This is a genomic window from Paraburkholderia sp. SECH2 (assembly GCF_030464795.1).
GTDB lineage: Bacteria > Pseudomonadota > Gammaproteobacteria > Burkholderiales > Burkholderiaceae > Paraburkholderia > Paraburkholderia aspalathi.
Genome location: NZ_JALPRH010000054.1, coordinates 1 through 11476 on the forward strand (window position 1 = coordinate 1; position 11476 = coordinate 11476).

The window sequence follows — 11476 nt, forward strand, 5'->3', positions numbered from 1 at the left end:
GGCTCGAGCCCATAATCATGAGTATGGCAGCGTCGAATCCTCGCATCGCTATCTGAAGGATCAGGTCGATCAGGCTCTGGAATTGCGCGGTCACCGCGATTTCACGGACTGGCCCGCGTACGACGAGTTCGTGCGCGGGGTGGTGATGCGCCGCAACCGGCGCAATGCTGCAGCGTTCCAGATCGAGCGCGAACACCTGCTGGACCTGCCTGAGCACCGTACCACTGACTTCGCTGAGGAAGAGGCGCGCGTGACACGCTGCGGCACGTTCACCGTGCGTTGTGTCCTGTACAGCGCCCCGTCGCGGCTGATCGGTCATCGCCTGAAGGTACGCCTCTACAGTGACCGGCTCGATTGCTATCTGTCCGGCGCGCTCGTGCACAGCACGGCGAGAGCCACACACACGAGCAAACGGCGCGGTCGCGGCATCGACTACCGGCACTTCATCGACGCACTCAAACGCAAGCCGCAGGCCTTCAGGGGTCTCGCGTTCCGTGATGATCTGTTTCCGCGTGAAGCCTATCGTCGCACCTGGGAACGACTGGATCAGGCACTGACGCCGCGTAGCGCCTGCAAGACCATGGTCGGCCTGCTTGAGCTCGCCGGGCACCACGGCGTCGAGGCGCAACTGGCCGAGCGGCTCGATGTATTGCTCGAACTCGGTGAACTGCCCGATCTGAAGGCGTTGTTCGATGAGTTCGCGCCGCGCCAGGCCGAGTGTCCGGTGGTTGTCGTCGAGATGCCGTCCGCCGCGCTTTACGACACGTTGCTCGATGAGGAGGTGCTCGCATGAGCGCCGCCTACGATGCTGGTCGTATTGCACTTATGCTCAACGAACTGCGCCTGCCAACGATCGGCCGGTTGTGGTCGGACTTCGCTGAACGTTCGGACAAGGAGAGCTGGCAGGCGTCCCGGTTACTCGGTGCATTGCTCGAACATGAACTCGCCGAGCGCGCCAAACGAAGAATCGAGCGTCATCGTGCCGAGTCACATCTGGATCCGACCAAGACGCTCGCCACCTTCGACTTCGGTGTTGTGCCTATGGTCTCGAAGGCGCATGTGATGGCGCTGGCCACCGGCGATTCGTGGCTTGAGAAAGGCGCCACGATCCTCCTGTTCGGTCCACCCGGCGGCGGAAAAAGTCACTTGGGATCCGCCATCGGCCATGCGTTAATCGACGCCGGCTATCGCGTATTGTTCACGCGCACCGGCGAAATCGTGCAGAAGCTCCAGGTCGCGCGCCAGAGTCTGCAGCTGCCTTCGGCGCTCGCGAAGCTTGACCGGTTCGACCTGATCATCCTCGATGATCTGTCGTATGTGAGGAAAGACCAGGCCGAAACCAGCGTGCTGTTCGAGTTGATCGCCGAGAGGTATGAGCGGAAAAGTCTTCTGATAACGGCCAACCAGCCGTTCTCCGGCTGGAACGACGTCTTCCCGGACCCCGGCATGACGGTGGCCGCCATCGACCGGCTCGTCCATCACTCGACGATCTTCGAGCTGAATGTCGAAAGCTATCGGCGCCGCACAGCCAGCGACAAACAGAAAGAGCGCCGCCGTCAATTACCCACTGACAACCCGAGCGGAGCGACAACCATGCCCCCCTGACGCAGCGACAATCACCTCGGCCGACCGGCCAAGACGTTTGTCGGTAAACCGGACTTCCTGCTTGACGCTATCCAGTGCATAGACGTCCGGAACCATCGTTGCCAACCGGTCCATCAACTCCTCAACAGCAACTGTGGGCTCGGCGATCAGCCACCCTTCAATGTGACCGGCCACACGTCGGCGAACGGATCCACCCGGGTCTTCCACCAGTGCTTTGCTTTGAGTTGCTTGCGGTGCGTCGGACGTGCTTCCCCTTGCTCCCATGCCGAAGAGAGGCTCGCGAGGAAAACGGCAACATCTGATTCGCCTGCTGGCGTTGCTTCAGCGGGCACACCATGGGCCGCGAACTCGCTCAAAGTCTGCTGAGCCATTCGCATCTCCTGCAGCAGTCATACAGGATCGAGGCTGTTGAACTGCGCCTTCAGCTTTTCCTTGATCGCGGGTTCGACGCTGTCGCGCGCCTTGGACTTCAGCTTGAATGAAGGCTGGAAGAAGTTAATGTATAGACGCGATGACGCATATAGCTGCGCGAGCGCGTTCTTCGCATGGGTACCGCTCAGACGACCATAACCAACCAGCCGTCGCACGACGGCGCCGTTCTTCTGTTCCACCCAGGCCTGATCGTTCTTCTTGTACGCACGCGAGCGAGTCTGCTCAAGGCCATGTCCCTTGCAGTAGTCGAATACGCTCTGGTTCATGAATGCGGTGTCGTTATCCGAATCCACCCCAAGCATTGAGAATGGCAGATCGGCGGCCACCTTCTCAAACGCTTCGATAACAAGCATCTGGTTGCGCGTGCGCATGGCCACCCATTCTGTCCAGCCGCTGGCAATATCGGTCAATGTCAGCGTGTGAACGAACTCACCGTCCGTCTTCGAGCCGCCGCAGTGTTCGACCATATCGAACTCGAAGAAACCCGGCGGTGGATCACGCCAGTCGGCGAACGTGCGCACCGGGATGCTACGCCGGATGGCCGAGCCCACACCCTTGCGGCGTTTGCGCTGCCCGTCAATGTGCAAACGTGCATTGGCCAGCAGGCGATCGATGGTCGCCGCGCTGACCTGAAGGAGTTTGGCCTTGATGACCGGATCCAGATCGAGATGGCCGTGCGGTTCCATGGCGTCAACCAGCTTCGGAATCAACGCCTTCAGGCGCTTGCCACAAACCCGGTCGGCCCCTTCCAACAACACCGTCAGCGCCTGGCGTACCGCCTCGTCGTATAACCGGTTGCGCTCGCGGGTCTCCTTCGTTGCGCCGGGTTGCTCCCGCAGCAGCCGGATGGCGTGCTTGCGGTGATAGCCGGTCAAAGCCACGAACTCGTCGAGAATCCTGATCCGGTCACCGAACGTCGCGCTTCTATACCGCGATTGCAATGCTGCGACCAACTGCTTGCGTGTCGTCATGCTGATTTGCCTCGTCACCTCGTGCCGCTCCCGCCGGACAATCCGACGGGTAGCAAACTACGTGAGGCAACAGGTCAACGCGAGTTGCAATTCTGATGAGTCAATGCGCCGGCCAAGATAGTTGTCGCTGACCGGCCATGCTGCTTGACGCTGTCTAGCGATGCGGGCGTGACGCCCGTACGGGGTTGTCGAGCCTTTGCGATATGTTCGGCTGTGAATCGACGTTCGGGTCGCCGTAGTCGAAAAGCCACGATCTGCGCCGAGACAGGTTTCGTCAATTCCCAGTGGCTAAGCGTTTTGACACGGTCTGGGCCGAACGTTGCCGATCGTCTAGGATCGAACGATGCGTGCCAAGAGCGGCAGCACGCGGACACATTGCCTCCGTTCGGACCAACGTCGCTACCCGTCCGCTTAAGAAGCGAACCGGCCTCAGTCTTTTGACGCCCTTCCCCTGGTGCTGGGCCGACGAGTGCCCTAGTTCGGCGCGGTCTGTCAAGATGCGCACCGCCCCCACGAAGCGTTTGTGGCGAAAATACACACCGCATTTTTTGCTCTGAATACGCCGCAAACGATTGCTTATAATCTGTGCACCTCTTTCTCCGAGGCGCATCGTATGCGGCAGGAATGGCTTGAATATCTCCAGCTACTTGGCTGGAACACTCCGATGACTTTGGCGCTGGCGTCAGGGGCAGTCGGCTCTGTCGTAACGCTCGCGTGGATCTCAGCAAGGGATGCCAGAGAGCGCCAGCGTCAGCGATGCGACACTGCACTGGAACTTGCGTTATCGCTGGAAAGCTGCGCTCGAACCTGTCGGACAATGATGCATAAGGCCGCTTGGGCAGCAGCGGAGCCCGCCGGCCCCAGAAGCCGCGAAGCCAGCGAGGGCGTCTCCATCCCCGCCTTTGCCTATCCGGACAAGCTTCAGTGGCACGTCCTGAGCCGCAAAGCTATCTCCGAACTGCGCGAGTACTCGGCAACGGTGCACGCCGCTCGGGAGTATGTGGAAGCGTTCCGCGAATTCGGTGAGCCAATCGACGTTTGTGGCCAGATTGAATACGAATGTGCGAAGGCAGCGTTGGCACTTGCTCGGACCACGCGCCGGCGGCACGGAGCCGCGACGTGGAAGCCGGGCGCCAAGGATTCAGCCATGGAACGCGAACTGTCCGACTTCATCGCGAACGCGGAAGAAAAGCGCAAGGCGTCGCTCGAGCGTCGAACGGAGTCCACAGTTGATCGGCGAGCTGACGCGCAACCCTTCAATCAGGCGCTAAGCGCCTGAAACCTAGGCCAGACAAGCGGATATTCTGAAAGCCTCTCAGGTTCTGGCCGGCCTCAAAATGTAGCCAGGACATTCAGCCGGCGCGCTTCGGTGCGCCGGCTTTCTTTTGTGCGCCCAGCATGGGCGCACTCTTGTGGGTGAAAGTCCCATCGTAAGTTGATCACAGCGAACGAAGCGAAGCGCAACTGCATGAGGGTGACCGAGTGTGGGGAGGAAGCGTGGAGCGAAACTGCGAGCCGATGAACAAGAACCGGATAGAAGGCGGCACTGATCAGGGCGAGCGGGCAAGAAACCGCAAAGCTCTAGTGATCAAGGAGCGGTGACGTAGATCCGGCGGTTGTGCAGTGAAGGAGTGCGTTCTTACCTGGGGAGATCTCGCCTCACGCCTGAAAGGGCGACGGCGTCGAGCCGCAGCGAGAAGTCAGCAGAGGCTGTAGTAGTTACAGGATAGGCCGGTGAGGCTGAAGCCGGTGACGAAGGGCCGAACGGGAAGGAGTGTTCAGCGTCATGTCGATGCAACAGGCATTGCGTCAGAAGCCCGTGCAAATGGGGCGGGTAGGAGCCGCGCGCGGTGAAGCCGCACGGGGTACGCCTGCCTGCGACGAAGCCGGGCGTCCGCGACATGAATCGGGGAACACAGGGTCGGCGTTGCTGGAAGCGGCGCAGACGAGAGAGAACCTGAAGCAGGCGTTCAAACGGGTGCGGTCCAACAAGGGAGCCGCTGGCGTGGACGGTCTGGACATTGACCAGAAGGCGCATCATCTGGTGACGGCGTGGCCCGCGATCCGAGAACAATTGTTGAGGGGGACGTACCGGCCCAGTCCGGTACGACGGGTGACGATTCCGAAACCGGATGGAGGCGAGCGCGAGCTTGGCATCCCGACGGTGACGGACCGGCTGATCCAGCAGGCACTGTTGCAGGTCTTGCAGCCAGTTCTGGACCCTACCTTCAGCGAGCACAGCTACGGCTTCCGGCCCGGACGGCGTGCGCACGACGCGGTGCTTGCCGCACAGTCGTACGTGCAGTCGGGGCGGCGGATCGTGGTGGACGTGGACCTGGAGAAGTTCTTCGACCGGGTCAACCACGACATCCTGATCGACCGCCTACAGAAACGCCTGAACGACGCCGGAGTAATCTGGCTGATCCGGGCATATCTGAACAGCGGCATCATGGATAACGGAGTGGTCCAGCAGCGGGATCAGGGCACACCGCAAGGTGGGCCACTATCCCCGTTGCTGGCCAATGTGCTGCTCGACGAGGTGGACAAGGAACTGGAGCGGCGGGGCCACTGCTTCGCACGCTACGCCGACGATGCGAATGTCTATGTTCGTAGCCGTCGCGCGGGTGAACGGGTGATGGCGCTGCTGCGACGTCTGTATGGGCGATTACGGCTGAAGGTCAACGAGACCAAAAGCGCCATGGCCAGTGTGTTTGGTCGCAAGTTCCTGGGCTACAGCTTGTGGGTAGCTCCGGGCGGAGTGGTCAAACGCAAGGTGGCGGCCAAACCGCTGCTGGCGTTCAGACACCGCATTCGTGAACTGACGCGTCGCAGTGGCGGGCGCAGCATGTCCGAAGTGGTGGAATGGTTGCGGTCCTATGTGCAGGGCTGGAAGGCGTACTTCCGTCTGGCGCAAACGCCCAAGGTCTGGCGCAAGCTGGACGAGTGGCTGCGTCACCGGTTGCGTGCGATCCAGCTTAAGCACTGGCGCCGTGGCACGACCATTTACCGGGAACTGCGTGCGCTGGGTGCACCGGATAACGTTGCGCGACAGGTGGCGGCTAACAGCCGCTGCTGGTGGCGCAATAGTGACCGGCTGCTTAACAGCGTGCTGACCATCGCATACTTCGACCAGTTGGGTGTACCCCGACTCTCGTAACCTCAACTTCCCGAACCGCCCGGTGCGGACCCGCATGCCGGGTGGTGTGGCAGGGGTACGGCCTCATGGCCGTCCCTATGCCGATTCCGCGCAACGTGGTGACAGCAAAACGTAACGCCCGGTCATTCGTCGTCGGGCGCTGATTCAGCCATACCACTCAACCCCAATGCAAGGGTTTTGCCACGCCAGATTGTGCCAAGGCCCGCCATATCACAGAGAATCGCCCACGCTATATAGGGGACGGGCGTTTCTCCGCTGATCCAGCGCCTGACCTGGCGGCCGCCATGCTCACTCAGCCCGAGCACCCGGGCAAGAGCCCGACCCGACAGGCCGGTGCGTCGCACCACCTCCTGAACCTCAGCGCCCCGAGGCCGCTCCCAGCCCTCATCCGCCGGGAGCAAGCACTCGGCCCGAATGGGTGTATGAATATCAACCGTCATTTTTCTGTCGCCTTTTCTCTTAGTCGTACTTCCTGGATCGGCCGGATCTTCGCGCTCGGTCGATCGCGTCCGCAGCGATCTTTTCCTCCAGCCGTAATCGATGCGCGCGGAACTCATGCTCTGGCCACCGCGCTTCGCACTCCTCGAGCGCCTTGACTGCCTGATCGCGAGTCATCGGGTGCGTATAGCCCGGCCATGGTTCGTACACGTCGCCCCCTGCATTCGCCACCCGTATACGCACGGCACGCTGGATGATCCAGTCGTCCGTCCAGATTTTGGGGGCCGCCGAAGCTTCACTGGCATCAGCGCCAACCTCCGGCAGGTTGCGCTCATCAAAGTGTCGCTCTCCCGTCGACGTGTCGAGCAGCGTAACGATCGCGTCGCCGAATCGTTCCTGCAGGTCAACTGCATCGCGCCATGCCTCACCTAGGTCGTCGTATTCCGCCGGCGTATCGCCAAGCTGCGCGTGCCTGAATCCGCCCGCCCCCCACTGGTCAAAACTGAGCACCACATCGACGTAGTGGTTCGCGTCGTCATCCCAGACCTGCACTCGAAACATGGTGCCCTCCTGATCCTGAACGATTCATTGGTGCCTCTGTCCTCGATCCAGCCCCCACGGCTTCGCCGCGGTGGAAACACGCAGCCTGCGGCTGCTTGACGACCCCGGCCACAGTTGCACGGCGCCTCACCGGATCGTCCCTCCGCTGCCGCTGCGGGTCGGCGCTCTCCCCACGCCTCCCGGCGCGGGTCCCTATAAGGACCTCCCGTTAAAACCAAGTTCTAACTTTTAATTCCATTCCATAGTCATCTTTCAATCATCGCGACGCGGCACGAAGCGGCTGGCAGACTGCACACCTACAATCGGCCTCTCGATGTCAGCATTGCTGACCGTGGCCCGGATAATAACCGCGCAGCGGGACTCCATTCGTGCGTCGGCACATGCGGGATCGCATTGCCTGGGGACCCGTCGAGTTCTCCCGCTGCCGGTCTGACCTGTCGCTTATCCTTACCGGGTGTCTGCGATGAAGTACAACATGGGCTGCTTCAACTTACGATGCTATCGGTCCTTCATTGTGCTGCAACGCCGTGGGGCTGCCCGTCGTAGGACGGATCAAATCGCTGACCTTTCGCCAAGATCGCCCAGAGCACACGTGCGTGCTTGTTGGCGATCGCAATCAGCGCCTTGCCGTAGCCGACGCGTTCAACTAGCTGGGTAACCCATCGCGCCAGTCGGTCCTGTCTGCGTCGGGCTGCCGTCAGCGTGACCCGCGCGCACTGGAACAGCAGCGTGCGCAGATACGCATCGCCCTGCTTGGTGATGCGGCCGAGCCGCTCCTTGCCGCCGCTACTGTTCTGCTTTGGAACGAGCCCGAGCCATGAAGCGAACTGTCGGCCGTTGCGGAACTGGCGGGCATCTCCTACCGTGGCACTCGCGGCGGAAGCAGTGATCAACCCGACACCGAACATTTCCGTGACGCGTCTCGCGTCGGGATCATTCTTTGCATGCTGGGCGACCTGTTTGTCGAACCAGTCGATCTCTGCGTCAAGCTCGACAATTCGCGTCCACCCTCGCAACAATGCCACCCGCGTGAGTCCGGGCAATTCGTTCCCCCCGTCCTCCACTGATTCGGCGAACCTCTCCCTGAATCGGTGAATGCCCTGCGGAAGAAATATCCCGAATTCGGCAACCAGGCCGCGAACCCGGTTGACCAGCGCAGTACGCTCCTCAATCAGACCCTGGCGCATGCGATGCAACACGAGCGCGCCTTGCTGGGCTGGCGTCTTGACCGGAACGTAACGCATATGCGGCCGACTGGCTGCTTCGCAAATTGCCTCGGCGTCCACCGCATCGTTCTTGACGGAGCTGCCGCCCTTGCGATACGGCACCACAAACTGCGGCGGAATAAGCCTTACATCATGTCCGTATTCGCGAAGTCGGCGCGCCCAGAAATGAGAAGCTGTACAGGCCTCCATTGCGACCACGCAAGGTGCCAGATTCGCGAACCACTCAAGAAACTTCTCTCGCGTGACTGCTTTCCTGATCACGACGTGTTCCGCGATATCGACGCCATGAAGCTGCATCACGTTCTTCGCCAGATCAACGCCTACACGGACAATCCTGTTCATGACGTTCTCCTTGCTCGATTGATCGGACCTGCGCCACCATCGTGGCATATCCCGGCGCTCGCGTGAGGGAGGTCCTTATCAATTCGTGCGCCTCGATCCGGGCGCGCAGGCGCGCGCGACAAGCTCCCGGTCAATACGAGTCCTGGTTTAGCAGGAAGGGGGGTGCCCGGCACCCGTGTCTGCGATCGGACTGGCGGGCCGGAGCCTGTCAGCCCCGGACACAGCATACCTGCCCGTTACCAACCAACGTAGTTCAGCAAAAGCTTCGCGATCAGCTTGCGACGAACAAGGTCCAGCCCCGACAGGTCGGCGAAGCCCCTGATGCCTGCTTTCTCCCACAGAAGAACGCTATCGTCCGAGTTGTAGAACGAATACAGCGCGGCAAGAAAAGTGCGCTCGCCGCTGCTGAGAACACCGAAGGCGTCGAGAATGACCGCCCCATTGGGCGCGAGCGCCCACTTGTCTTTCGCGTTCTCAACAGCCTCTCTGGTGCCATCGCCGAAATAGACTGGACCGGCCAGCATGGCAGCCTGTTTCCATGCGTCAAAAAACCGTCCAGCCGCGACAGTGAAGTGGGCGTCGCTTTCCTCCTGCTCGCGGCGAAACTGTTCGAGCATTTCGGGGGGAAACTTCGATTCGTCGGTCATAGCGGCAATTCCTGTTGATAAAGGGCAGTGGTCACGGCTTCCACCTGCTCGGCAGACAGCAAAGACACGTCGATGGCCGTCGCGTGCGTGTAGATCATCTCGCCATAGACATCAGCAAGGTGACGCGCTTTCGGGCACAGCGCCGCGTCTTCTCCTGACGCCTGGCGGTTTCGCCACACGTTGATCGCCTGTTCAATCTCGGCAATTGTAAAGGTTGGCATGTCAGACTCCGAAGCCCGCGCGTGTATACGCGGGCGGTTCAGGTTATTGGGCGAACAACACTTCGTAGAGACCGCCCCGGTCGATCGACATATCGGCGTCCGGCAACTTCGCCACGCCGCAGATGAAGTCGAACGGGCCGCTGTACGGCAGCATTTCAAGAATCGTCTGATTGCCGAACCATGTGCGCAGCACATCGCCACGCTTCAATTCGCAACCCAGTTTCAGTTCTGTCGTCATGTGGCACGCTCGCGAGTGCGGCGGACTGCTTCGTGAACCGCTACCAGCGGCGCGCGGGGCGGTACGCGGTCAAACTCCGAAAGCGCGGCACGCGCGATAGCGCGAAGCTCTTCGCGGTGCATGTCGATCGCATGACCATCCCGGTCGAGCATGTTGGCGATGCGGTGCAGCGCGTCGGCGGTCTTCGACGCCGCATCCGCCGACAGCGCCATACGGAAAAGTTCAGCACGCACGATTTCACGGTCCCCGTACTGGTAGACGGCCAGCAAAGGCAGAAGTGCGGTCAGCCAGGTTGGGCGAATTTGCGTCATGTCCATTTCTTCCTCACTGATTTTCAGATAGGGCGAAAGACCCCAGCCCGCAGGCCGGGGCTGGTTGATTAGTCGATAGCGCGGAGAATGTTCGCGGCCTCTACGTGCTGCGTCGCGTAGGCGCGCAGTTCGTGGTAGTGCTCGATAATGCTGTCATCGCCGCACTTTTCCGCCAGATGGCACAGGGCAAACAGCGTGACAACGATGCCGAAGGCGTCCGCGCCCATCATGTCGCTGTAGCCGTTCATATGCCACCGCACATGCATCCGTCCGCAGTTCGAAGGGGCCATATAGAAGCCGCCGTTCGACAACTGGAAGAAGTCCCACGAACCGCCGTTGTAGGCACTCGAAAGGCGCGCGGCCCAGTCGTACACCAACCCCTCGCCCTGGAGGTATTGCGCGCCCAGGTAGTGAGGAAGGAAATTCAGGCGCAACTCGTCAACAACAACGTTTGACGAGATTCTGGTTTCATTATCAATCACGGTTATCTCCGGTTATGGCCATCGCTACATGCGAGGCACAACTTAATTATAGTGACATTTTGTCCTAACATGAGATTATTTTAATTTTCATTTTAAATCACTTTTATTATTCAATTAAAAATTCCAAATAACATCCACTCATATAATCTTTACTTAGGGCATTTTGTCCGTATAATGGTTGTGTGCCTCGCATGTAGCGATGGCCATAACCGGAGATAACCGTGGATCAAATCGTTGAAAATCGTGCAACCGAAACCGTTGTCGAAAGCCGTTTCGGCAACGACACCCAGATCGAGTACGTGCCGCTCGGTCTGCTATGCAAGTCGCCGCACAACGTGCGCCGCAAGGCGCCTACCGGCATCGAGGCGCTGGCCGGGAACATCGCCGCAGCGGGCGTGATGCAAAACCTCGTCACCCACGAGATGAAGGCGCGCTGCAAGCAGCGCAAGCTGGGCGTATGTGCGGGCCAGCGTCGCCTGCTCGCACTGGAACTGCTGCGCACGACTGGCAGGATCGATGACAGCTACCCCGTACCGGTCAAGGTTGTGAGCGAAGCCGATGCCGTCGCCGTGTCGCTGATCGAGAACCAGCAGCGCGAGCCGATGCATCCGGCGGACGCCTGCGAAGCATTCCGCCTGCTGGTCAATGAAGGCCGTACGGTGGACTACATTGCGGCTCTTTTCTCGCTGTCTGAAATCCAGGTGCAAAGGCACCTGAAACTTGCGAACGTGTCGCCCCGCCTGATCGACGTCTTTCGCGATGACGGCATGACGCTGGAACAGATCCGCACGCTTGCACTGACGGACGATCACGAACTGCAGGAACGCGTGTTATGCCGACGTCGG

General features: G+C 60.5%; 14 protein-coding genes and 1 pseudogene. 5 read left to right on the top strand and 10 right to left on the bottom strand.

The features are described 5' to 3' along the window. Window positions 1-793: pseudogene (locus M0D66_RS37465) on the top strand (IS21 family transposase); the annotation flags it as partial. Next, window positions 790-1605, top strand: a complete 816-nt coding sequence (gene istB / locus M0D66_RS37470) for an IS21-like element helper ATPase IstB (RefSeq protein ID WP_266212903.1) — start codon at window positions 790-792, stop codon at window positions 1603-1605. The pseudogene M0D66_RS37465 and the gene istB, both read left to right, overlap by 4 nt. Before the next feature lie 146 nt (window positions 1606-1751). On the opposite strand, the gene M0D66_RS37475 is transcribed toward istB, so the two are convergent. Next, the gene (locus M0D66_RS37475; protein WP_266212904.1) at window positions 1752-1976 is read right to left on the bottom strand and encodes a hypothetical protein; all 225 of its coding nucleotides are present in this window, start codon (window positions 1974-1976) and stop codon (window positions 1752-1754) included. Window positions 1977-1994: 18 nt separating this feature from the next. Next, on the bottom strand, window positions 1995-3008 hold the full coding sequence (locus tag M0D66_RS37480) for a transposase family protein (protein ID WP_301773378.1): 1014 nt from the start codon (window positions 3006-3008) through the stop codon (window positions 1995-1997). A gap of 523 nt (window positions 3009-3531) precedes the next feature. On the opposite strand from M0D66_RS37480, the gene M0D66_RS37485 reads away from it, so the two are divergent. Together M0D66_RS37485 and ltrA are read left to right on the top strand one after the other, a co-directional pair. Continuing rightward, a complete protein-coding gene (locus M0D66_RS37485) occupies window positions 3532-4287 on the top strand; it encodes a hypothetical protein (protein ID WP_266212906.1) in 756 nt (251 codons plus the stop codon). A 507-nt stretch (window positions 4288-4794) separates the two neighbouring features. Further along, window positions 4795-6165: a group II intron reverse transcriptase/maturase gene (ltrA, locus tag M0D66_RS37490; protein ID WP_266212907.1), complete on the top strand. Its 1371-nt coding sequence runs from the start codon at window positions 4795-4797 to the stop codon at window positions 6163-6165. Between the two features lie 122 nt (window positions 6166-6287). Here the strand turns inward: ltrA and M0D66_RS37495 are convergent, their stop codons facing one another. The 8 genes from M0D66_RS37495 to M0D66_RS37530 all read right to left on the bottom strand — a co-directional run bounded on the left by M0D66_RS37495 (window position 6288) and on the right by M0D66_RS37530 (window position 10631). After that, the gene (locus M0D66_RS37495) at window positions 6288-6605 is read right to left on the bottom strand and encodes an XRE family transcriptional regulator (protein WP_266212908.1); all 318 of its coding nucleotides are present in this window, start codon (window positions 6603-6605) and stop codon (window positions 6288-6290) included. Between the two features lie 19 nt (window positions 6606-6624). After that, entirely contained in the window at window positions 6625-7164 is a 540-nt protein-coding gene (locus tag M0D66_RS37500) for a hypothetical protein (RefSeq protein ID WP_266212909.1), read from the bottom strand. A gap of 509 nt (window positions 7165-7673) precedes the next feature. Then, window positions 7674-8732: an IS110 family transposase gene (locus tag M0D66_RS37505; protein ID WP_266212910.1), complete on the bottom strand. Its 1059-nt coding sequence runs from the start codon at window positions 8730-8732 to the stop codon at window positions 7674-7676. Window positions 8733-8968: 236 nt separating this feature from the next. After that, window positions 8969-9379, bottom strand: coding sequence for a hypothetical protein (locus tag M0D66_RS37510; protein WP_266212911.1), 411 nt, complete (start codon window positions 9377-9379; stop codon window positions 8969-8971). Further along, a complete protein-coding gene (locus M0D66_RS37515) occupies window positions 9376-9600 on the bottom strand; it encodes a DUF3717 domain-containing protein (RefSeq protein ID WP_266212912.1) in 225 nt (74 codons plus the stop codon). The genes M0D66_RS37510 and M0D66_RS37515 overlap by 4 nt, the downstream gene beginning before the upstream one ends. A 43-nt stretch (window positions 9601-9643) precedes the next feature. Next, on the bottom strand, window positions 9644-9838 hold the full coding sequence (locus M0D66_RS37520) for a hypothetical protein (protein ID WP_252889370.1): 195 nt from the start codon (window positions 9836-9838) through the stop codon (window positions 9644-9646). Beyond that, entirely contained in the window at window positions 9835-10149 is a 315-nt protein-coding gene (locus tag M0D66_RS37525) for a hypothetical protein (RefSeq protein WP_266212913.1), read from the bottom strand. Before M0D66_RS37525 ends, M0D66_RS37520 begins: the two co-directional genes overlap by 4 nt. A gap of 68 nt (window positions 10150-10217) precedes the next feature. Then, window positions 10218-10631: an antirestriction protein gene (locus M0D66_RS37530; RefSeq protein WP_266212914.1), complete on the bottom strand. Its 414-nt coding sequence runs from the start codon at window positions 10629-10631 to the stop codon at window positions 10218-10220. Between the two features lie 221 nt (window positions 10632-10852). Here M0D66_RS37530 and M0D66_RS37535 point away from each other — a divergent pair. Further along, window positions 10853-11476: ParB/RepB/Spo0J family partition protein (locus M0D66_RS37535; RefSeq protein ID WP_266212915.1), on the top strand; the 624-nt coding region annotated here is incomplete at its 3' end.